This window comes from Bacillus sp. JZ109 (assembly GCF_053903135.1).
In genome coordinates this window covers 1,977,321-1,997,969 of the sequence record NZ_CP096388.1, presented here as the reverse complement: position 1 = coordinate 1,997,969, position 20,649 = coordinate 1,977,321, and the positions used below count along the sequence as shown (strand labels likewise).

Annotated in this window: 26 protein-coding genes; 6 read left to right on the top strand and 20 right to left on the bottom strand. The window is 42.8% G+C overall.

Going from position 1 to position 20,649, the window contains the following annotated elements; translation table 11 throughout:
• The 10 genes from ablB to cgeC form a co-directional block, all read right to left on the bottom strand.
• Entirely contained in the window at positions 1-828 is an 828-nt protein-coding gene (gene ablB / locus M1D94_RS10645; protein ID WP_021481488.1) for a putative beta-lysine N-acetyltransferase, read from the bottom strand.
• Positions 806-2,116 (bottom strand): peptidase, encoded by a 1,311-nt coding sequence (locus tag M1D94_RS10640; protein WP_080332525.1) that lies wholly within the window; start codon positions 2,114-2,116, stop codon positions 806-808. The genes ablB and M1D94_RS10640 overlap by 23 nt, the downstream gene beginning before the upstream one ends.
• An 8-nt stretch (positions 2,117-2,124) precedes the next feature.
• On the bottom strand, positions 2,125-2,778 hold the full coding sequence (locus tag M1D94_RS10635; RefSeq protein ID WP_004399417.1) for a 3-oxoacid CoA-transferase subunit B: 654 nt from the start codon (positions 2,776-2,778) through the stop codon (positions 2,125-2,127).
• Positions 2,763-3,452: a CoA transferase subunit A gene (locus M1D94_RS10630; RefSeq protein WP_032725995.1), complete on the bottom strand. Its 690-nt coding sequence runs from the start codon at positions 3,450-3,452 to the stop codon at positions 2,763-2,765. The genes M1D94_RS10635 and M1D94_RS10630 overlap by 16 nt, the downstream gene beginning before the upstream one ends.
• Before the next feature lie 6 nt (positions 3,453-3,458).
• Positions 3,459-4,793, bottom strand: coding sequence for an aspartate aminotransferase family protein (locus M1D94_RS10625; RefSeq protein ID WP_038828644.1), 1,335 nt, complete (start codon positions 4,791-4,793; stop codon positions 3,459-3,461).
• Positions 4,774-4,929 (bottom strand): hypothetical protein, encoded by a 156-nt coding sequence (locus tag M1D94_RS10620; protein WP_003230835.1) that lies wholly within the window; start codon positions 4,927-4,929, stop codon positions 4,774-4,776. Before M1D94_RS10620 ends, M1D94_RS10625 begins: the two co-directional genes overlap by 20 nt.
• Entirely contained in the window at positions 4,923-5,072 is a 150-nt protein-coding gene (locus M1D94_RS10615) for a YjcZ family sporulation protein (protein ID WP_015251877.1), read from the bottom strand. Before M1D94_RS10615 ends, M1D94_RS10620 begins: the two co-directional genes overlap by 7 nt.
• A gap of 43 nt (positions 5,073-5,115) precedes the next feature.
• Positions 5,116-5,895 carry a spore maturation N-acetyltransferase CgeE gene (gene cgeE / locus M1D94_RS10610; RefSeq protein WP_041849936.1) on the bottom strand — a complete coding sequence of 260 codons (780 nt, stop codon included), beginning with the start codon at positions 5,893-5,895 and terminating at the stop codon, positions 5,116-5,118.
• Between the two features lie 28 nt (positions 5,896-5,923).
• Positions 5,924-7,204, bottom strand: a complete 1,281-nt coding sequence (cgeD, locus tag M1D94_RS10605) for a spore maturation glycosyltransferase CgeD (RefSeq protein WP_424935084.1) — start codon at positions 7,202-7,204, stop codon at positions 5,924-5,926.
• Between the two features lie 64 nt (positions 7,205-7,268).
• Positions 7,269-7,574, bottom strand: a complete 306-nt coding sequence (gene cgeC, locus M1D94_RS10600) for a spore maturation protein CgeC (protein WP_172850596.1) — start codon at positions 7,572-7,574, stop codon at positions 7,269-7,271.
• A 204-nt stretch (positions 7,575-7,778) separates the two neighbouring features.
• On the opposite strand from cgeC, the gene cgeA reads away from it, so the two are divergent.
• Positions 7,779-8,180, top strand: coding sequence for a spore crust protein CgeA (gene cgeA, locus M1D94_RS10595; protein WP_032726000.1), 402 nt, complete (start codon positions 7,779-7,781; stop codon positions 8,178-8,180).
• A gap of 6 nt (positions 8,181-8,186) precedes the next feature.
• A complete protein-coding gene (cgeB, locus tag M1D94_RS10590) occupies positions 8,187-9,140 on the top strand; it encodes a spore maturation protein CgeB (RefSeq protein WP_070547468.1) in 954 nt (317 codons plus the stop codon).
• A gap of 70 nt (positions 9,141-9,210) precedes the next feature.
• Here the strand turns inward: cgeB and M1D94_RS10585 are convergent, their stop codons facing one another.
• Positions 9,211-10,359, bottom strand: coding sequence for a phytase (locus M1D94_RS10585; protein ID WP_141949931.1), 1,149 nt, complete (start codon positions 10,357-10,359; stop codon positions 9,211-9,213).
• 370 nt (positions 10,360-10,729) lie between these two features.
• Here M1D94_RS10585 and M1D94_RS10580 point away from each other — a divergent pair, with 370 nt between their 5' ends.
• Entirely contained in the window at positions 10,730-11,755 is a 1,026-nt protein-coding gene (locus M1D94_RS10580) for an SDR family NAD(P)-dependent oxidoreductase (RefSeq protein WP_014477115.1), read from the top strand.
• Positions 11,756-11,798: 43 nt separating this feature from the next.
• Here M1D94_RS10580 and msrB read toward each other — a convergent pair whose 3' ends face one another.
• Both msrB and msrA read right to left on the bottom strand, forming a co-directional pair.
• Positions 11,799-12,233 carry a peptide-methionine (R)-S-oxide reductase MsrB gene (gene msrB / locus M1D94_RS10575; RefSeq protein ID WP_021481498.1) on the bottom strand — a complete coding sequence of 145 codons (435 nt, stop codon included), beginning with the start codon at positions 12,231-12,233 and terminating at the stop codon, positions 11,799-11,801.
• The gene (gene msrA, locus M1D94_RS10570; protein ID WP_041849940.1) at positions 12,234-12,767 is read right to left on the bottom strand and encodes a peptide-methionine (S)-S-oxide reductase MsrA; all 534 of its coding nucleotides are present in this window, start codon (positions 12,765-12,767) and stop codon (positions 12,234-12,236) included. It lies immediately after the preceding gene.
• A 131-nt stretch (positions 12,768-12,898) separates the two neighbouring features.
• On the opposite strand from msrA, the gene M1D94_RS10565 reads away from it, so the two are divergent.
• A complete protein-coding gene (locus M1D94_RS10565; RefSeq protein WP_004398634.1) occupies positions 12,899-13,324 on the top strand; it encodes a MarR family transcriptional regulator in 426 nt (141 codons plus the stop codon).
• Between the two features lie 49 nt (positions 13,325-13,373).
• On the opposite strand, the gene M1D94_RS10560 is transcribed toward M1D94_RS10565, so the two are convergent.
• From M1D94_RS10560 to ilvA, 7 genes are all read right to left on the bottom strand, one after another.
• The gene (locus tag M1D94_RS10560) at positions 13,374-14,711 is read right to left on the bottom strand and encodes an MATE family efflux transporter (protein ID WP_038828636.1); all 1,338 of its coding nucleotides are present in this window, start codon (positions 14,709-14,711) and stop codon (positions 13,374-13,376) included.
• A 71-nt stretch (positions 14,712-14,782) separates the two neighbouring features.
• Positions 14,783-14,977 carry a protein YpmT gene (gene ypmT, locus M1D94_RS10555; protein WP_014480063.1) on the bottom strand — a complete coding sequence of 65 codons (195 nt, stop codon included), beginning with the start codon at positions 14,975-14,977 and terminating at the stop codon, positions 14,783-14,785.
• 12 nt (positions 14,978-14,989) lie between these two features.
• Positions 14,990-15,553 carry a YpmS family protein gene (locus M1D94_RS10550; protein WP_014480064.1) on the bottom strand — a complete coding sequence of 188 codons (564 nt, stop codon included), beginning with the start codon at positions 15,551-15,553 and terminating at the stop codon, positions 14,990-14,992.
• Positions 15,554-15,562: 9 nt separating this feature from the next.
• The gene (locus tag M1D94_RS10545) at positions 15,563-16,330 is read right to left on the bottom strand and encodes an SGNH/GDSL hydrolase family protein (protein ID WP_032726008.1); all 768 of its coding nucleotides are present in this window, start codon (positions 16,328-16,330) and stop codon (positions 15,563-15,565) included.
• Positions 16,331-16,407: 77 nt separating this feature from the next.
• Complete coding sequence (gene scuA / locus M1D94_RS10540; RefSeq protein WP_282627237.1) at positions 16,408-16,989, bottom strand: cytochrome c oxidase assembly accessory protein ScuA; 582 nt, start codon at positions 16,987-16,989, stop codon at positions 16,408-16,410.
• Positions 16,990-17,135: 146 nt separating this feature from the next.
• Entirely contained in the window at positions 17,136-17,387 is a 252-nt protein-coding gene (locus tag M1D94_RS10535) for a DUF2535 family protein (RefSeq protein WP_161619397.1), read from the bottom strand.
• 85 nt (positions 17,388-17,472) lie between these two features.
• Positions 17,473-18,741 (bottom strand): threonine ammonia-lyase IlvA, encoded by a 1,269-nt coding sequence (gene ilvA / locus M1D94_RS10530; protein ID WP_003230803.1) that lies wholly within the window; start codon positions 18,739-18,741, stop codon positions 17,473-17,475.
• Positions 18,742-18,989: 248 nt separating this feature from the next.
• On the opposite strand from ilvA, the gene M1D94_RS10525 reads away from it, so the two are divergent.
• Positions 18,990-19,985 carry a sigma 54-interacting transcriptional regulator gene (locus M1D94_RS10525; protein ID WP_064671098.1) on the top strand — a complete coding sequence of 332 codons (996 nt, stop codon included), beginning with the start codon at positions 18,990-18,992 and terminating at the stop codon, positions 19,983-19,985.
• Between the two features lie 20 nt (positions 19,986-20,005).
• Positions 20,006-20,647: a PAQR family membrane homeostasis protein TrhA gene (gene trhA / locus M1D94_RS10520; protein WP_004398522.1), complete on the top strand. Its 642-nt coding sequence runs from the start codon at positions 20,006-20,008 to the stop codon at positions 20,645-20,647.
• Positions 20,648-20,649 lie beyond the last annotated feature (2 nt).

The following is a 20,649-nucleotide window of genomic DNA, read 5'->3' as shown; positions in this document are numbered from 1 at the left end:
TTACAGTTGCTTGCACCAAATATTCATGTTTTCAAGGCCTTCGGCTATAAAGCAATTATTGATCAGCCTTCCGCCATACTGATAACCTGAATGGTACAACACAGCATTCATCCCAAAAGACGAAGCACGGGCGAGAGAAAACACATGAAAGATATCCTTTCCAGCCATTTCTTTTTCTAACGCCTCGATTAAAAAGCTTGTTAACGAATGGCCGCGATATTCCGGCAGCACAGCGCAATCGGTTATTTCTGCATGCCCAAGCTCTGGATTGATTTCTGCGCTTGCTGCGCTGATCAGGCGGTCATGATCAAGCATGATATAATACACCGTATTTGCATTCATCGTCTTTTCAATATAAGCGGGGTCAAATACTGGGGTTGGGTACGTGCGAAATACTTTTTTATACAGCATCGATAGCTGGTACATGTCGTTTGTTTCTGCTTTTCTCATCGTAAAAACGGGTGTACTGTCGTTGCGAAGACGGGGCGCTGTGCGATATATGGCTTCGATGATCTCCTGTTCCTCTGTATAAGAATCTGTTTGTCTTCGGCTTTCTGACAGATAACGTACCATGACACAAGCCGAATGGCCGAGATAATAGCCCTTTAGATAGCCCTCCGGCGCAAATAATTGTTTGACAAGCATTGGCTCATCATGCTGCTTCGCATAGACGATGATTTTTTCTGCATTCTCTTCTTTTGCCGCTGCCACGATATCTGGCAGGGCCTTCTCAATGGCTCCGTCATAACGGACCACTCTGATTCGTTTATTAAAACCGTCATGGTCCAAAACTGCTGTGACACCGCTACTCTTTATTGACTTGAGCATCCGCATCCTCCCCATCTGTATGAAGCCCGCACCAATCCATGACAAAAAGTGCAATAATTTTAGCAGATTCTATCATGGCTTCAACCTCAATGTATTCATTGGCCTGATGAGCCGTTTTTGTTTCCCCCGGCCCGAAAACGATCACTGGTGTATCTCCTGCATGGTACAAAAGCCCTCCATCCGTTCCCCACGGGGAAGCCTCAATAATCGGCTCTGTCTGTTTCATTTTTTTATAGGCTGATTGCAGCACAGAAATTAAAGGGTGATCATCAGGTAAATCATTCGGCAGCCATTGAGCGCCAAACCATTCGACTTGTACGGGATGGCGTTTAAACCATTCGTCATGGTATTCTAAATCCTTCAGCCAGTTTTCCAATTCAAGTTTTACAGCTTCTGGTTTCTCATGGGGAGCAATTCCGCATCTCCCTTCTATGACGACACGGTCTGCAACTGAAGATGGCCAGGCACCGCCTGAGATGGTGCCGATATTCACCGGTACCGGTATTGGGATATTGTCATACAGCGGATCTGAAATTCTCGCATTGCGGACTTTCTCCAGCTCTTGTATCGCTGTGATAACGTGCATGCTTTTTTCAATCGCGCTTACCCCTTCGTAGCGTGTGCCCCCATGTGCGGATAATCCCTTCACAGTGATCCGAAACCACATTGAACCCTGCTGCTTAATAAATAGTTTCATATTCGTCGGTTCAGGAATCAGCGCCCCGTCAGCACGATAGCCTCTCATGATGGCGGACAGTGTACCGGCGCCGCCGCACTCTTCATCTACAACACTCTGAAACAATACATCTCCCTTCAGTTTGACATCGCAGGCGTGCAGGGCTTCTAAAGCAAAAAGAAGGGCTGTATTGCCTCCCTTCATATCCGTTGAGCCGCGGCCGTATATTTTACCGTTTTCTTCGACAGCTTGATACGGTTCATACTTCCAATCCTTTACGCTTCCTTCAGGCACAACATCGATATGGCCGTTCAAAATCAGGGACCTGCCTCCGCCGGCTCCCGTTTTTTTAGCCACGATATTCGGGCTCTCATGAAAATCGGATCGGTTAGATTTAAAGTAGGGATGCTGTTTTAATTGCTTTATGCTTGGCTCCCATACATCAATGTCCATATGAAATTGCCGCAGCTTTTCAAGCACAACAGCTTGGGCGTTAAACTCTGACCCCAATGTGCTTTTTTCCCCAATCAGCCTTTTGAGAAGACGAATGGCTTTGGCCGAATGCTGATCAAGCCACTCGATTACTTTTCTTTCAATGTCTTGCATCCTCATTCCCCCTCTTAAGAAAAAGGCATATCTATTTTGATTTCAGCTTCTGTCAGCCTCGTCACCTCATCTATTGTCGAGCCATTCATCAGCTCTTTTAAAATGAAGTGATGGCTATCGACCTCAAGAACCGCTTTTTCGGTAATAATCAAATCTACACAGCCTGCAGCAGTTAATGGCAGCGTACATCTTTCTGTTAATTTAGGCCTTCCCTTTTGATCTGTATGACTCATGACGACAACCACTTTTTTCGCTTTTTGGGCAAGCTCCATCGCCCCGCCCATACCAGGCACCTTTTTTCCCGGAACAAGCCAATTTGCCAAATCTCCTGATTGGCTCACCTGCAGGGCGCCTAAAATCGTAATGTCAATTTTGCCTTTTCTGATCATTGCAAAAGACATGGTTGTATCAAAATAAGACGCCCCTTTTACAGCGCGGACAGGATATCCCGCGGCGTTGCATAAATGCGCATCCTCTTCTCCCTTTTCGGGACTTTCTCCAATGCCAAGGACACCGTTTTCCGCTTGAAACATGACCTGCATGTCAGGCTTCAAAAAGTTCGGTACCAAGGATGGGATACCGATACCGAGATTCACAATCATGCCCTGCTTAATTTCAGTAGCAGCGCGTTTTGCAATCTGTTCTCTTTCTGCTACTCCCAAGCCCATTTCCACTTCACTCCCTCGCTTCGTACAACCCCCTCAACAAAAACCCCCGGTGTGACAATCATTTCTTCAGAAATCTCCCCCATCGGAACGATACGCTCAGCTTCGGCAAAGGTTCTCCTGGCGGCCATTGCCATAAGCGGATTCATATTGCGCGCGGTTTTGTCATACGTTAGATTGCCGAATTCATCTGCAATGTAAGCATTGATAAAAGCAAAATCAGCCGTCAGCGCCTCTTCAATCAAGTATCGTTTTCCCGCCACTGTTACGATGTCCTTTTTTTCGCAAACCATTGGATTATCAATGCCCACATCGGTTAAAATACCGCCAAGTCCCGCTCCGCCAGCGCGAATCCGTTCCGCAAGCGTTCCCTGAGGTGAAAATTGAACCTCTAACGTCCCCTCTGTCATCTGTTTTCCGGCTACAGGATTGGAACCGATATGCGAGGCGATCAGGGTTTTGACCCGTTGATTAACAATAAGCGGGCCGATCCCGATATCCGGGAAACCGGCGTCATTGCAAATCACAGTTAAATCCGTTACACCGCTGTCCAATATCGCTTCAATCAGTGAAGGAGGCGACCCGACTCCCCCAAAACCGCCAAACATCAGAACCGATCCATCCCGAACATCTGCAATTGCTGTGTCAATGCTGATTGCTTTTTGAAATGGCGCCATTTAATGTCAATCCTTTTTTAAGTTTTTTTCGACCGCTGCAACTGTTTCTGAAAAAATAGAGATAAGCTCTTCCATTTCACCGTCTGAAATGGTAAAAGGAGGAGCAATAATGACAGCATCTCCTTCTCCGCTGTCTATTCCAGCTTTGGAAGGATAAACAATCAGCCCGCGTTTTTTCGCCTCGCTGACAATAAGCTGGGTTACCGCCTGCTCTGGCGGAAACACTTTCTTCGTTTTTTGGTCTGCCACAAATTCAATGCCTAATAGCAGTCCTTTTCCGCGCACATCACCTATAATGCCGCTTTGAGATGCCGCCTCATCAAGCTTCTTCTTCAGCACAGCGCCCTTTTTTTCTGATTGTTTGATCAAGCCGTGCTTTAACACATATCGCAAAACTTCAAGAGCAGCTTTGGCTGAATAGGGATGTGCACTATATGTGTGACCGCTCATAATCACACCTGACCCTTGTTTTATCGTTTCAATAATAGAATCAGATACGACGGCAGCAGCAATAGGCGCATACCCCGCACCGAGTCCCTTCCCCAGTACAGCAATATCAGGTACGGTGTCCCAATGCTCTGTCGCGAGCATCCTTCCTGTTCTCCCAAGCCCCGTCATCACTTCATCTGCAATAAAAAGCACATCGTGTGTGCGGCATACCTCACTTAATCTCTCATAATATCCCGGAGGCGGAGTAATCGCTGCTCCTGCAGCACCAATAATAGGCTCAGCCACAAAGCCGGCGATGAATTGGCTTCCGATTCTTTTGATCATAGTGTCCAGTTCATCAGCTGCAGTCTGAACAAAGTCTTCTTCCGTCTCATAATTCAGCCGATAAATATGTGGAGCTGAGATAGCTGGATACCGCTCAATGAGATGGGTGAACCGGTATCTCCTTTCATAAAAACCAGACAATGAAAGCGCTCCCAAAGTTATTCCGTGGTAACTGCTCCATCGAGACAAAAAGATGGATTTTTGTGTTTGCTTTTTTTCCTGCCAATACTGAATGGCGATTTTCATAGCTGTTTCTATCGCTTCTGATCCGCTGTTGACAAAAAAAGACCAATTCACATCTCCGGGCAGCTCCTGTGCCAAGAGAGCGGCTAATTGCTCGGCGGGCTCACTCGTAAACTGTGAGCGGTAAGCAAAAGACACCTGATCAAGCTGTTCTTTCAGCTTCTCAGTCACATCACGAACTCCGTGGCCGATATTACATGTCACCGCACCTGACGAGCCGTCGAGATATTTTTTTCCGGTCTGATCATAAACATATGAACCCTTCGCATAACTGACAACCGGATAGGCCGAGCTAAGCTCTGGCTTAATCAAATAACTGCTCATGCTCCCACCTCAAAACCCCTTTTACCATATTGTATGAGTGTCCAAATGGCGGCATGACGTTCCCCGCAAAAACTTTTTCACATAAAAAGAGCCTTCCTAATAGGGAAGGCTCTTTTGAAATTTCAGCATCTAGCAAATAAAAGCGGCTCCAACAATAATTAATAAAATGAACAAGACAACAATTAACACAAATGTATTTGTCCCGCAGCCAAATCCGTAACCGTACCCAGAGTATCCATACATGCTGTTTTCATCCTTTCTTATCACGATATACGGCATTTTATGCGGGCCAAGTCCCAAATGGTTTGTGCAAACGCCTATTTCATGTAAGGAAATAATGAAATACAGTATGCACCCGCTCATATTTTTTAAACGTCAGCTTTTCGTAAAACTGAGTTGCACCGTCAGTGCTTGCAGCCACTAAGTAGGCTGCTTCCATTCCTAGTGATTTGGCGATGGACAGCATTTCTTTCACTAAGATACTGCCGTAGCCCTTCCTTTGAAACTGATCTAAAATTGCCACTTCTTCGATTTTAGCCGTTTTCTCTTGCTGATCGATAAACAGCTCGCCGCACCCAATGGGAACTTTCTGTGCCTGGTCGCTGTAACAAACAACAAGAATGATTATACCTGCTTCATAGAAAGGATATTTTCTTTTTAATTTTTGTTCAGCGATTGCTTCTCCAATATAAATGGAATCGTAAATTTTCATAATAGAAGATCCGTCGCAAAGACTTTTTGCCGTCCCCCATGCGGTTAAAGGATGTCCCATCTGCCCCTTCCAGTCACTAAGCTTCATGTCATATAGTAGCTCATCCTCGACGACAAAACCGCTTTTTACAAGCGACTGCTTCAAACCGAGCGGAAAAACATGCTGCGGCGACGCTTTTAAATGGAGATAATTCGCATCAAGCAGCTTTGGTACGGAGGGTAAAAAGTTAAGTAACCGCTCCAATGGAAACGTATCATGGAGCTGAACAAAGTTATGAGAAAAAATTTGCGGAAGCTGCGGATCTCTGTATACGCTGTAATGATCAAACGATGCCGATTCAGACGTTAACAATATATATTGATGTTCCGTTTTTGAATAATGTCCTGTCATGAACGTCTCCTTTTTATGACCTATACCTTTACTCTGTTGCAATATTCAATTTCTTTATAATCTCATCGTACACCGGATAAAACGGCTTTCCAATTGGAAATTGCTGAATATTTCGGAAAGAAGCGGAGATTGGCTTCTGATGTAAAAAAAACTTCCTTGTTACTTGTTCACTAATCGGGTGAAAGACGCCGTTTAGAAACAAAAACGGCTCGCGTTCGATGAAAAACAGACGTCGGCCAGGCGGATTTTTGATCAATTCAGATCGTTTCCACGTAATCGGCGGTCCTTCCGGAAGCGTCTCCATCTCTTCTTTTCCAATTGTCACTATGTCTTTTCTTTGAAATTGATAAAATTGAAACGCATACTGGTCCACAATTCGCCTTTTTTTTCCGGCTTCGATATAAAATATTGCAGGATGGTCAGCTTCCTTTACTAAAATATAATTCGGAATGTTTAAAATTTTTCCAATCCTATATTGGAATAAATATGGGTCTGGAACAGCGACAGTCCGATTTAGATACAAAAAACCCCACTTTTCTCCAACAGGATGCCTTACACCCTGATCAAAAAAATACACATTTTGATCTGAACCTTTTACAAAAGAGCCGTCAATCAAATCGGCGGGCAGAAACCGATATGCATTTTGAAATGAATCTGGGGTTTTATAGGTTGTGTCTAATACTTCATTTATCGGCAGAAATGGGGTAAAGTTGTTGAGTCTCGCCCAAAAAATTGCGTCGCCATGATTCCAATGCTTCATATCATCATCCCAGTAGCCTCCAAATTTATGGTGGATGAGATTAAGTAACGAACGGCGATGCATAACGGAGCAATGATCAACTTGAAAAGCGGCCTGATCAAGCACTGCATTGGCATTTCTGTAGAAATGTGAGATTTCCTCTCCCCTTTCGTTTACATGTACAACTTTTTGTTTTGAATAGACCGCCTGCGCTTCAGGCTTATGTGAAAACTCTTGCACCATACGGCTCAGCCGCTCAGGATGATAAACAGTGTCGTCAGTAAGATAGGAAATGTAATCGCCGTCTGTAAATGGGAGCGCACTGTTAATTAATGTGGCATAACGGGCTGTTTTTAATCGATCTGCAGGATACACGAAACTGTTATGATATTGAATACGCCGGTCATGAAGATACTTATGAATTACCGCATTTGTTTCTGCATTCGAATGATCATCCATGATAAAAAGCTCCCAAAGATCATGCGTTTGCAGTATCACGCTTTCGATCGCTTTTTGCAAATAATCGGGTTTGTTGTAACTTGTTAAAATAATAGACACTTTCTCTCCCATCTATACCGCCTCCCTCCGTCAAACATAAAAACGGCTCCGCAGCAAGCAGAGCCTCTGTCATCATTTAAAAAGCACCCCAGCTTACAACACTTGAGAGTGAAACATGAGATCTCGTGTTATTTAACGGGTTTTGGAAAATAACCAAATCAGTCAGAACTTCTTTTACGATGACATTTTGAAGTGTATCTCCGTTAATCAAATTGACTTTTGAAACCGGTACGCCCAGCTCTTTTGCAAAAACAAGCTGGCGTCTGAGGTCAGATGGATTTCCTTCAGAAGACGATTGACGTATCAGCAGAATCAGCAAAAGCAAAATAAAATGCAGTTCATCTAGATTTTCTTCTCGATCCACTTGTTTCTCTAAATCCAAATCATCCCTCTCCCTTATCCTTATCTCTGTTTCACAATATGTGCGACTCCGATTTATGGTATAGGCTATGTCCACTCCATTAAAAAATCAGCATTTTCCTTAAATAGATGAAAATTAGATCAGGTACGGCGTTCGACTCATACCAAATAACAGCCGGAAGAATATGATTAACGTGAGTTCACTATCGAATAGGAGGTGTGTGTAATGAGCTCTGAAAATGCACAGTTAAAAAAGGATTTAATTAAAGCCGTTTTAAGCCCTTTATTTCCAACTGCAACAGAAGGAGGAGAAAACATGGATAGTAACCTTAAAGACTTGCTTGAAGCTGCCATCGATCAAAGAGTAGATGAAAGTGAGATGGTTACGGCAGAATCTCTTTTAGACCCTTCCCTTCCGGCAAGATGGATTTTTGCCAGAGTTACGCCAGGCACGACAATCAGCATTGTAACCGATTCGGGAGACATGATCGGGCCGGTTGTCTTCGTTGCTTTCGATCAGGTTCACGGGATCGTATTTGTAACACAGGAAAGCTCCGTCACTCCAGCAGGCCAAGCTACAACATTAATTGATGTAGACAAAGTAGAAAGCGTTACGTTCTTTTCATAACATCCGATGAAAGTGTTGTATATCCAGTCGGGATACGGAGGAATATATTGTTATTTTGATCGCTGGGCTGAAGAATGTTTTCGGAACACTCATACAGAGTATATGTCTGCAGATACACTTGAAGCAGAAACTTTGGTGAAGATCGAAACGTTTCAGCCGGACTTCGCACTCTTGATGGTTGGAGACCGCGTTCCTCACGACTGGCTGACCTGGTTAAAGGGTAAGGGTATCCCCATATATGTTTGGCTGACCGAAGACCCATTTTATATGGATATCAGCCTACAGGTAATCAAGCTCGCTGACGCCATATTAACGATTGAACAAAATGCCGTTCTCTATTATCAAGGGCTCGGCTACCAGCACGTCTATTATGTTCCGATACCAGTTAATCATCGGCTGTTTAAAAAAATGGGCACCGAACATTCCTATCATTCAAATCTGTTAATCATCGGCTACCCTTACCCTAATCGGGTTCAGCTTATGAAAGAAGCGGTCCATCTGCCATTCACGGTTCGGGTAATCGGCAAGGAATGGAGAAAATATCTGCCTAAAAAAGTGCTCAAACAGCCGCATATTGATGTCGTCAGCACATGGGTTCCACCCGAACAGGCCGTTCATTATTATAATGGGGCAGACATCGTAATTAATGCGCATCGTCCCTATCATTTTGCTTTCAACCAAAATACTATGCGCATCAAAAATGCCAGTTTTAATAACCGAACGTTTGATATTGCTGCATGCGAAGCATTTCAATTAACAGATTTACCCGCGGCGCATCCTTTTTCATCCTTTATTTCTTATCACGGCATGAACGACTTTAAGGAAAAAGCCGCTTTCTATATCAACCATCCTGAAGAACGGCAAAAAGCTGCAGCAGCCAATTATAAAGAGACCGTACCCGCATTTACGTTTGATGAGCTTCCTGCAAAACTAAAAGCGATTCATCTGGCGCTTTCTTGAAAAATCGTTCATTGCTATGAACGATTTTTTTATTCATAGAAAAAAGCAGCTGCACAAGCTGCTTTCTATTCTAGCCGTCAGAACGGTCTTTCAGCTTCCTCGGATTTACCTGTTTATGAAGATCAGGCATTCCGCCGAGATGCTGTGCAATTTGTTCCCACGATACAATTTTGAAATTTTGATTGACGGCTTGTCCGTTATCGATATTTTCGCCATCCTGCGCCACAAAAATCCCGTACGGATATTTTGGGCCAAGTCCGAAACCGAGAACATCAATACCATCCGTGTCACTAGTACCGTCTATCTTCTCGCCATCTGTAATCTCAAAGTTGGCTACATAGCGATTTTTCCCCTGGCGTTCATACATTGCATAGCTGTTATTTCCTTGACTTGAAGCCATGAGATATCCTTTGCCATTTGGTGCATAATAGATTGTCAGTCCTTCAATATCAGCTGTCAAATGATCTCCTGTCGCACGGTCAACAACCTGCCCCTTTGACCCTCCGCCGGGCTCAGCGTTAAATTTCCAGATGGCCTCATCTTCCTCTGCTATGTATAGGTTTCCGTACTCATCATCCGCAACAAGGCCTTCGGTCTGAGAATTCAACTTAAATTCACGCACCTTTTTCCCTGTTACATAACCCTTTCCACCATCAACAATTTCATACTGCTCAAATTCCCCTTGTTTGCCTGTCACTAATGCGTAAAATGCTCCTGTTTTCTGGCTGTGATACAGGCCGAATCCATAAACCTCAGAAATATTGGTGGAAATAGGATGTTTCGGATCTGTAATGCTTTTCAATTTTCCTTTATCCCCGTCTATTGCATATACTTCAATTGTATTTTTTCCTTCGGACCGGTTGGATGCGGCAGCAATATCAATTTTTTCGCCGTTCAATGGAAAATCATAGCGCAGATCGACATTATTGAGCTTGCCAAACTCATAAGAATGAAGCTGTTTTCCGTCTAAATCATACACAACGAGCCCTGACTTCTTATTTGTTGTAATCAACTTGCTTTTTTCCGGGTGTTTTTCATGAACCCAAATGGCCGGGTCATCTGCTGCGTCATCGCCAGATGCGACCGGATCTGTCTCCGTGTGTGCAGTCACTTTGAAATGATGTTCCTCATTCACATAATGAGCCGACACCGAGGTTGCTGTCAGGCTAAGCAATAAACCCGCGGCAGTGCTTAGCAGCATTGTTTTTGAAACCTTCATTTGGTATCCTCCTCTTTTATCACTATCACTATTATTGTAAAATATATACATGTGATTACCGTGAGGAAAATGAACCTTTTTTTATAGGGTTTCTGACTCATAAACAACTTATTCCCCAAAGAGGTACGTGAGATGACTTTGCCAGCTTTGCTTTTGCGGAGCGAAATAAAAATATGTTGAATATTTAGTACATTGTTTTTTTAGTTTTGTTATTCCCTAGTTACGTCCGTTTTTCCATTTTCCATTAAAAAAGAACACTTTGTGACATGATCATTCCCCTAAATTTTGTTTTATTGGTTGCTTTCATTAATTCGATTACAAAGTTGAACATATGATGCATGGTAGAGAAACGAGAGTTGGAGGATAAGCCATGCCTAAACAGCAAACAGCAGAACTAAAACCATTTTTCCATAACAAAACAGTTTTAGTCACTGGCGGAACGGGTTCAATCGGGAGTCAAATTGTCAAACGCCTTTTGCTGCTTACACCTAAACAGGTGATTGTATTCAGCAAAGACGACAGTAAACAGTATGTCATGAGCCAAAAGTATGCGGAGGATAAGCGGCTATTATTTGTACTCGGAGATGTACGCGATCACAGAAGGGTGAATCAGGTGATGAAAGGCGTCGATATCGTCTTTCACGCGGCTGCGCTGAAACAGGTTCCGACATGTGAGGACCATCCATTTGAAGCGATTCAGACCAATCTCATCGGCGGACAAAATGTGGTGGAAGCTGCTCTTTCACACCGAGTGCAGCATGTCATTAATATCAGTACAGATAAAGCTGTATCTCCTGTGAACACAATGGGTGCCACCAAGCTGTTATCTGAAAAGCTGTTTCATCAAGCAAACCGCCACGTCCAAAACAAAGGAACCTTGTTTTGTTCGGTCCGCTTTGGAAATGTTCTCGGTTCCAGAGGTTCGGTCATCCCCATATTATTTGAACAGATGATGGAGGGTGAACCTCTGACCATCACAGACAAAAACATGACCAGATTTTTCATGTCAATAGACGATGCAGCTACATTGACATTACAATCGGCTGCTATTACAAAAGGCGGAGAAACCTTTATTTTCAAAATGGAATCACTGAAACTTGAAGAACTGATTCATGGGTTTGAAGAATATGCATCGCAGCACGGGCTCCCGCGGCCGGCTGCAGTAGAAGTGGGCAAGCGTCCAGGTGAAAAGCTTCACGAAGAATTAACATCTCCACATGAAATTGAATCACTGTATGAATGGGGCAACCTTTATGCAATCCTTCCAGAGCCGGAAAAACATCCTGACTTTCGCAAAGTCAATCTGCCTGGGTATCAATCAGATCAAGCCCCGCTCATTACGAAAGAAAGAATTGCTCAGATTATTGAAGAATTGCATCAAGAGAAAAAGGCATAAAAACAAGCCTGTCTATCCATTAGGCAGGCCTGTTTTTAACAGTTTATTTATTAAAGAGATGCAGATAGCTTTCGTATCCTTCTTCTTTCAGCTTATGCTTCGGAACAAACCGCAGCGCTGCTGAATTTATGCAGTAACGAAGTCCGTTTGGACCCGGTCCGTCATTAAATACGTGGCCAAGATGAGAATCAGCAGTTCGGCTTCTTACTTCTGTGCGAATCATGCCGTGGCTCGTGTCCAGTTTTTCTTCCACTTCTTCTTCTTCAATCGGCTTTGTAAAGCTTGGCCAGCCGCAGTGGGAATCAAATTTATCTTTGGATGTAAACAATGGCTTGCCTGACACAATGTCTACATACAACCCTTCTTCCTTATGATCCCAATATTCATTTTGAAATGGCGGCTCCGTACCGTTATTTTGCGTTACTTCATATTGCATGCGATTTAATGACTTCATTTTTTCTTCTTTATTGTACGCCATTTATTTAGCCCCCCAATGCTCGCTGATAAATCCCGCTCGTCCGGAACCTGTCCGGTAGCGCTGATAATGTGCTGGATTCTTTTTATAAAAATGCTGATGGTAGCCTTCCGCTTCATAGAAAGGTTCAGCTTTTAAAATGTCCGTTACAATCGGATCTTTAAAGATGCCGCTTTCAGCCAGACGTTGCTTGGAAGCTTCCGCAAGCACCTTTTGTTTATCATTATGATAAAAAATGGCTGCGCGATAGGAACTGCCGCGATCAGCAAACTGCCCCCCGGCATCTGTCGGATCGATTTGCTGCCAAAATAATTCAAGCAGTTTTTCATAAGGGAATACATCAGGATTAAACGTGATTTGAACGGCTTCACGATGTCCCGTCGTTTCACTGCACACCTCTTCATACGTAGGGTTTTCAGTATGGCCGCCTGTATACCCGGACACCACTTTTTCAATTCCCGGCTGTTCGTCAAAAGGTTTAACCATACACCAAAAACAGCCTCCTGCAAATGTGGCGATTTCTTTTTTTTCAGACATACTGGTGCCTCCTTTGTTAATACGTGGTATTATTATATTATAGCATGTAAAAATAGAATGAAAATGATTCTGCTTTTCAATAAAATCTATAGGTTTTAAGCAATATGCTTATGTAATGGAGGTTCACAAATTTGAAAGTAAGAACACAGATGATGTACGATATGGAAACTTTACTCCGTAAAGTCTTTAAACAAATACGCAATGAAATCAATGAAATTTTAGATAAAGAGCTGTCGCGGAATGAATTCACCATTCTTCGGATCCTCAGTGAACAAGGGCCTAAAAAAGTCACTGAATTTGCGCCTATTTTAGAAGTATCGGCAAGCCACATTACGGCTGTGACAGATGCGCTGGTAGAAAAGGAATGGATTACGAGAATCAGATCGAAGGAAGACAGACGCATCATCCGCATTCATATCACTGAAGCGGGCGAAAAAGTCCTTCAGCACTTTAACGAGAAAAAAACGGAATATTTCTTTAAACGCTTTGACTGCTACACTGATGCTGAACTTGCCACGTTAATCGAGCTCTTCAGCAAACTTGATAAAAAACGGTGAAAAAAAGCACATACCGATATATAGGTATGTGCTTTTCGCAGTGCTTCACTTATTTTTCAGTAAACAGCTTCATTGCTTTCCAGCGGCCATATCTATAATACAAAAATGCCGCGCAGCTGCTAAATAAAAAACTCATTCCGATTCCAAGCCCGATTCCTTTTTGTCCAAGCCAAGCTGAAAATAGAGCTGTGAAAGGATATCTCAACACCCAAAACGAGATCAAATTTAATACCAGAACCTGCAGCATCGCTCCCGCGGCCCTGACGATTCCGTTCAGCACAAAATTAATCCCAATAAAAGGGTAGAAAAACGCGATCCACTTCAAATATTGTTCACCAAATGCGACCGCATCGGGCTCACTGATAAATAACCTTATGAGATATTTACCAAATACCCAAATCATAACCGCAATCACCAGCATGCAGGAAATAACAGCCATCACACCTAGCCTTGCAATTGTTCCCACTCTTTTTTCGTTTCCGATTCCAATATTTTGCCCTGCCATACTGTTGACGGCCGTACCGGCAGCCATTGCTGGAAGCGTGATGATGCTATCAAGCCGCTGCACTGCGCCAAAGCCTGATACCACGTGATCCCCGTATGAGTTAACAACACTCATAATCGCCATCATACCGCCTGTAATCACCATCATCTGCAGACCTGCCGGAATCCCGAGTTTCAAAATCAGCGCGGACTCTTCCCACTTGGGCATTCTCGGAATTGAGAATGGCACAAGCTTGTGTTTGACGACATAAAACAACCCATATAGAAACGCAATTCCCTGTGACAAAATCGTTGAATAAGCCGCTCCCGCTATTCCCATGCGGAACACAGAAATAAAGAGCGGCGCAAGCACTGTATTCAGTACAACAGCAAACGCAATAAACCGGAGAGGTGTCTTGCTGTCGCCCAGCGCACGAAGCACAGTACTGATAAAGTTATAACCAAACAAAAATAAAATGCCGATAAATTGAATCTGTAAATACGTCTCAGCAAGCGGTATCATTGACTCCGGTGTTTTTAGAAGACGCAGCAAAAGCTCTGAGAGAAAAAAACCGGCAGCGCCGAATCCGATGCTTAGGCCTGTTAATAAAACAACAAAAGCGTTAATATACGATGCCATTCCTTTTACATCATCTTTTCCTTTTTGCTGAGATAAAATTGTTAACGTCGCATTGTTAAGGCCCAAAATAAAAGACAGCACGGTCAAAACAATCGTGCTTGATACCGCGGCTGCCCCAAGGGCCTTTGCCCCCAGTAAATTGCCGATCCACAAGCTGTCTATAAATTGAAAGGAAACCTGCAATGCGTTTCCAAGCATAATAGGCATTGAAAACAGTACAAGCTGTTTCAGCACGTTCCCCTGTGTAAAATCGTATGCTTTCATCTTTTCTCCTTGTGTTCTCAAATTTTCTTCCGACCGCACGAAAAAAGAGACGTTGTTTCATGTCTCTTTTTTCATGACTTATCGGGTTTTTTTCGGTCTCGCATACCGAATGTAAACACCATCACACTTAGGAACAAGGCACAATAGGAAACATTCAAATACATTTGATCCATATCTTCAGCAGCCAGATGATGATAAGCAAGCCAGCCGAAGTACAGGGAAAATGTAAAGGATAATAAACTGAAATACTGGTAAATCCGTTTCATTTTCAGTCACCTCTATTGTTTAGGATGGTAATAGGAAAACTCAATTTCATCTTTTTCTAAATTTATCTTATCCGCTTTGACATACATTCCATTCGTTAAAGGCATTTCTGACAAACGCACTTCAATGCTTTTTTCTCCGGGGTGAACATGGACAAATGACGGCAATTCATAAAAGCTGTCCATATAATTTAACACAAAGCTAATTGGTATACTCAATTTCCCTAACGAAAATTTCGTGACATTCAGCTCTACATCACCGTTTTTTTTCACAGTCGGCTCAAAAGCGATAAACGCATCAATAGACGTGGAAAATGCCTTGATTTTCCCTGCGACATGAACATCATCATCAATCTCTACTTTATAATCAAGCTTGTTTGATGCTTTGTCGTTTAAATATGAGTTAACAAACGCAGCTAATGATTCTTTTGTGCTTGTCACTTGAAATCCATACTCGCTCTCAGATGAATCCTTCACCTGAGCCTGTTCCCCCGGGAGCAAAACAAGTGCCACAAACCCGGCGGCGAGGATAAAATTGATTGCAAGCAATATAAAAAACAGTCGCTTCCACTTATTCATGCTGTCACCCTACTCTTTCGGTAATCCTTCTTTTTTAATGGCTTGATAGACGCGCTTTGCGATAAGAGAATAACCCGTACCATTAGGATGAAAATCATCTTCCTCAGAAATTCGGCTGCTGTCACTTTTTTGATTGAACAAATCTTCGATATGAACGATTTTTGCATGTTTATCTTTTTTCAGCTCTTTTTCAGCAATATGGTTCCAATCCGTGACGACACCGTTTATTTCATTTAGTTCTGATAATGTAAACGTAAACGGATTGTACATGCTGACATAAATCAGCTCAGCGTGATCATTCAGCTTGCGAATTTCAGAAATGATTTTTTCAAAGCGCTTTTCGTACGGTTTTTCCGCTTCCTGAAACGGTTCAACGGTTAATTGCAGAAAGTTTTGGCGAAGGATTTTCATCAAATCATTACCGCCAATTGTAAAAAAGACATAATCTGCGTCCTTTATGCCTTTTTGAACCTTTTTATCTTTTAGTTTTTCTAATAAATCATCCGAACGGTTCCCTTTTACGGCATAATTTTTCACGTCGACCGTTTTGACTTGTTTATCTGACCGGATAGAATCCGCCACCTTGCCGACATATCCCTTTCCGTCGGGATCTCCGATTCCTTCTGTCAGCGAATCTCCGACAGCCGCTATGACAATGTGTTCTTTTGTTTTCGTTTCATGGGCTTTTTGTTTTCCCTCAGATGATGTACGTATGCTCGTACACGCAGTAAGAAGCAAAATCAAACTGGCCATGATTGAAAAAATGCGCAGCTTCAATCTTGTTGCTCCTTCCCATTCTACTAGTGGAAAGTGTATCATGTTTTAGAAGATTTGCAAATGCCTAGTCTCTTAGCTTACTTGAGTGTACTGGCTGACTTCACATCGGAAATGATATCATCGTACGGTGTATTCTCCACTCCATTGTAATCTTTCAGCACCTTACCGTCCGGACCTACCAAATAAAAAGAAGATTGATGAATCACTTGGTCCTCTCCCTCCGGCTTCTTTACGATCGCTTTAAAGCTCTTAAGTGCGAACTCCTCAATCTCACTCTGGCTGTATCCCGTGAGAAAATCCCAGTTATCAAAAGATAATGGATAATTTGCGGCAAATTTCTTCAGCTGTTTCGGCTTATCGTTTTCTGGATCAACACTAAATGATATGATGCGGACATCTATATTTTCGGCTTTCAGTTTTTTTTGCAGATCGGTCATATGAGCGGTCATTGGCGGACATATAGTTTCACAATTGGTAAAAATAAAATCCGCCAGCCATACTTCTCCTTTTAAACTCTCTAAAGAAACGTTCTTGCCGTCTTGGTTTTGAAATGTAAAAGGCTCCACCTCGTAATTGAGCGGATCTTTAATCTGCTGTCCTCCGCATGCACACATAAACAGAAAAATCAGCCCAGCCGTTAACCCCTTGATAACCTTCATGACATCCACCCTTTCCAGCCAGCATAAAAACGCTTTCTAAAACCGTCCTTACTGTCCCATGTTTGTATTCGATACTGAGCAAAAAAAATCCTGCATGCCTCCCATTAACGATTACAAAGGAGGGCATGCAGGTAAAAAACGGCATGTTACGCGTTGTGCTTTAACACCTCTTGATGAAAAACAGCCTTATAATCTGCCCACTTCATCCGGCGCTTCATATAATGTCGGAAAGAATACACTTTTGCCCTGCTGTTTGATGAAAACACTTCTTTTAAGTAGAATTGCAAATGGTGATGTAACATAAAGAAATAGTGCTCATCTTCCTTTAATACAGGTATTTCTGTCACTTTCACCTGAATCCCGTCATCGCGTTTGAACTCTAGGCTTTTGAGTAACAAGCTATCAATCCTCTTTTTTGTTTTTCTTCTATTATATATGATGCCAGCCGGGCTGTCTGTCATTTTGCGCGGTTGTGTAAAAAAATTAGATTAGCAAATGGAACAAGTCCTCATCCTTGTTCACCTCTACATAATGAAACGGTTTTTTGTTCATCCGTTCAATCAGCGGCCCATAATCGGCTTTGTTCTGCAGCTCGATGCCGACAAGAGCAGGTCCATTGCTTTTATTATTTTTCTTCGTATATTCAAACCTTGTAATGTCATCATTCGGCCCGAGGACTTCGTCAAGAAATTCGCGGAGCGCCCCCGCTCTTTGCGGAAAATTGACGATAAAATAATGCTGAAGACCTTCAAAAATCAAGGAACGCTCCTTCATTTCCTGCATTCTTCCGATATCGTTATTGCCCCCGCTTACCACACACACCACGTTTTTCCCTTTAATTTGATCCTTGTACAAATCAAGCGCTGCGACAGAAAGAGCTCCAGCCGGTTCAGCAACAACCGCACATTCGTTATATAATTCAAGAATGGATGTACATACTTTTCCTTCAGGCACAAGGAGAATGTCATCAACGACAGTTTCCAGCGTCCGGAAGGTTTCCTCGCCAATTTTTTTAACAGCCGCACCATCTACAAACTTATCAATTTTATCAAGTGTGACGACATGCCCAGCTTTGTTTGATTCAAAGTAGGATGCCGCTCCCGCCGGCTCAACAGCAATTACCTTTGTATCAGGAGACACGTTTTTCAAATATGTACCTACCCCAGAGAGAAGGCCGCCGCCTCCGACACTTGCAAAAAGAAAATGCGGTTCTGTATCAATGTCGTTTAAAATCTCGACTGCGAGCGTTCCCTGTCCGGCCATCACATCCGGATCATCGAACGGATGGATAAACGTCCGAGATTCCGCCTCACAGCATTCAGCAGCGCTTTTATACGCGTCGTCAAACGTATCGCCTGTCAAAATAATATCGATAAATCCTTTTCCGAATAGTTCAACTTGAGATACTTTTTGTCTCGGTGTAGTAGACGGCATAAAAATTTTCCCGTGAATGCCAAGATGTTTACACGAAAATGCCACACCTTGAGCGTGGTTTCCGGCACTTGCACACACAACTCCGTTCTCTGTCTGCTCGCTGGAAAGCTGTTTCATTTTATGATAAGCCCCTCTGAGCTTAAAAGATCTGACAACTTGCAAGTCTTCGCGTTTTAAATAGATATTGCATTCATATCTCTCAGAAAGTCTGTCATTCCTCTGCAAAGGTGTGTGAATGACAACGTCCTTTACGTTTTGGTGAGCCTTCAAAATGTCTTTCACTTGGATGAGAGAGTTTTCTTTAAGCAACGGTTTCATGTACAGATTCCTTTCTTGTTTTAAATCCCTATTTAATATGCCATTATAACATGAATATTCAAAAAATAAGACAATTATTTTTATTTAATAATTAAAAAAATACAGACTATGTCCACCACATCTTGTGGTAACTTCTGTTCAACCATTATCCTGCAGAGCCAAGAAAAAAGATGATCGTAAAATAAAGGGTGTTTTCAACCAAAAGGCATGATATAATGAAACCAATTAGAACCAAAAGGAGCCAATTGATGAATAGTGCACCAAAACTCAATACATTTCAACATCTAATCGGAGAACATCAAACTTTCCTGGAAGCGAAGCGAATCGCCAAGCAGTTCTCGTTATCGGAGCTTCCTGTCTTAATAACAGGAAAAATCGGAACAGGCAAAAATCACTTCGCACATGCCATACACTTGGAATCTTCGAGAAGCAATGAACCGTTTATAAGCGTCAATTGCAACACCCATTCGGAAGAAACCCTTATTCATGAGCTTTTTGGCCCTAACGGAAACACAGGTGTTTTTCAAAAAGCGGTACGAGGAACCCTTTTTCTTGATGATGTATGGCGCATGCCTGCTTCTGTACAAGCTCAGCTGTTAAAAGCGCTTGATTCAGACACGGAGAAACCGCGAATGATCTGTGCTTCTGCAGACCGATCCGTGGAACATACATTCAGGCAAGACTTATTCTACAGACTGAACATTTTAACGCTCGCACTGCCAGAATTATCGGAACGAAAAAGCGATATTCCGCTTTTGACACAGCATTTTCTCTCAAATTCCGGTCGGCAATTGTTAATCGATCCCTCCGTTTTTCCCGTGCTTGAGAAGCATGCATTTGAAGGCAATGTCAGGGAATTAAAAAACGCTGCAGATTATTTGGCGGCAGTATCAAGCGGGGGAACGATTCAGCCATATGACCTCCCGCCATATATTAGAGGCGCGATAGACGGAAAAACGTCGAAGAAAAAAGCGAAGCTGCTGACTTTAATGGAAAAAGCTGAGTTTTTGTTTATTTTGGAAACAATAAAAGTATTGAACGAAAAAGGAGAACCTGCCAGCAGACGGATCATTTCTGAACACAGCAAAAATACCCAAACCTCGTTAACTCCTCAGCAGGTCAGAAGCCGTCTCGACTATTTGGAGAAAAAAGATTATGTCACCAAAAGCCGCGGACGCGCAGGCACAAAAATTACCTTTGAGGGCTTGAGCTTTATAGAGACGTTAAAAAATCAAATGATCTAGCGATCGAAAGGAGAATGTACTTGTTTACAATCAAAGAAGAGATCGCCAATGCGATTACACACGGCATCGGTGTCCTCTTATCCATCCCAGCATTAGTGTTTCTAATCATATTTGCGGCTAATTACGGGTCTGCATGGGACATTGTCAGCTTTACAATATTCGGTGTCTCTATGCTGCTGTTATATTTGAGCTCCACCCTGCTTCACAGCATCACACATAAAAAAACGAAGGACATTTTGGAGATTATTGATCATAGCGCAATTTACGTACTCATCGCCGGAACCTACACGCCTTTTTTGCTTGGGCCGCTGAAAGGCACACTCGGCTTTACCCTGTTGGTTATCGTATGGTCACTTGCCCTAGGCGGAATCGTTTTTAAAATTTTCTTTGTGAAACGGTTTATCCTATTGTCAACCTTCGTGTATTTAGTCATGGGGTGGCTGATGATTATTGCAGTTAAACCTTTATATGCTTCACTAAGCGGAGCGGGATTCAGCCTCCTTTTTCTCGGCGGCATTTTATACTCTGTCGGAACCATCTTTTACATTTGGAAAAAGATCCCCTTCCATCACGCCATTTGGCACAGCTTTGTATTGGGCGGGAGCGCTGCCATGTTTTTCTGCGTGCTCTTCTATTGTGTAAAGGTGCCGTTCCTTTCGTAACA

Excerpts from the sequence above, each read along its gene's own strand:
- ablB (WP_021481488.1), bottom strand. The coding sequence starts at position 828 with ATGCTCAAGTCAATAAAGAGTAGCGGTGTCACAGCAGTTTTGGACCAT.
- M1D94_RS10640 (WP_080332525.1), bottom strand. The coding sequence starts at position 2,116 with ATGAGGATGCAAGACATTGAAAGAAAAGTAATCGAGTGGCTTGATCAG.
- M1D94_RS10635 (WP_004399417.1), bottom strand. The coding sequence starts at position 2,778 with ATGGGCTTGGGAGTAGCAGAAAGAGAACAGATTGCAAAACGCGCTGCT.
- M1D94_RS10630 (WP_032725995.1), bottom strand. The coding sequence starts at position 3,452 with ATGGCGCCATTTCAAAAAGCAATCAGCATTGACACAGCAATTGCAGAT.
- M1D94_RS10625 (WP_038828644.1), bottom strand. The coding sequence starts at position 4,793 with ATGAGCAGTTATTTGATTAAGCCAGAGCTTAGCTCGGCCTATCCGGTT.
- M1D94_RS10615 (WP_015251877.1), bottom strand. The coding sequence starts at position 5,072 with ATGCCGTATATCGTGATAAGAAAGGATGAAAACAGCATGTATGGATAC.
- cgeE (WP_041849936.1), bottom strand. The coding sequence starts at position 5,895 with ATGACAGGACATTATTCAAAAACGGAACATCAATATATATTGTTAACG.
- cgeD (WP_424935084.1), bottom strand. The coding sequence starts at position 7,204 with ATGGGAGAGAAAGTGTCTATTATTTTAACAAGTTACAACAAACCCGAT.
- cgeA (WP_032726000.1), top strand. The coding sequence starts at position 7,779 with ATGAGCTCTGAAAATGCACAGTTAAAAAAGGATTTAATTAAAGCCGTT.
- cgeB (WP_070547468.1), top strand. The coding sequence starts at position 8,187 with ATGAAAGTGTTGTATATCCAGTCGGGATACGGAGGAATATATTGTTAT.
- M1D94_RS10585 (WP_141949931.1), bottom strand. The coding sequence starts at position 10,359 with ATGAAGGTTTCAAAAACAATGCTGCTAAGCACTGCCGCGGGTTTATTG.
- M1D94_RS10580 (WP_014477115.1), top strand. The coding sequence starts at position 10,730 with ATGCCTAAACAGCAAACAGCAGAACTAAAACCATTTTTCCATAACAAA.
- msrB (WP_021481498.1), bottom strand. The coding sequence starts at position 12,233 with ATGGCGTACAATAAAGAAGAAAAAATGAAGTCATTAAATCGCATGCAA.
- msrA (WP_041849940.1), bottom strand. The coding sequence starts at position 12,767 with ATGTCTGAAAAAAAAGAAATCGCCACATTTGCAGGAGGCTGTTTTTGG.
- M1D94_RS10560 (WP_038828636.1), bottom strand. The coding sequence starts at position 14,711 with ATGAAAGCATACGATTTTACACAGGGGAACGTGCTGAAACAGCTTGTA.
- ypmT (WP_014480063.1), bottom strand. The coding sequence starts at position 14,977 with ATGAAACGGATTTACCAGTATTTCAGTTTATTATCCTTTACATTTTCC.
- M1D94_RS10550 (WP_014480064.1), bottom strand. The coding sequence starts at position 15,553 with ATGAATAAGTGGAAGCGACTGTTTTTTATATTGCTTGCAATCAATTTT.
- scuA (WP_282627237.1), bottom strand. The coding sequence starts at position 16,989 with ATGAAGGTTATCAAGGGGTTAACGGCTGGGCTGATTTTTCTGTTTATG.
- ilvA (WP_003230803.1), bottom strand. The coding sequence starts at position 18,741 with ATGAAACCGTTGCTTAAAGAAAACTCTCTCATCCAAGTGAAAGACATT.
- M1D94_RS10525 (WP_064671098.1), top strand. The coding sequence starts at position 18,990 with ATGAATAGTGCACCAAAACTCAATACATTTCAACATCTAATCGGAGAA.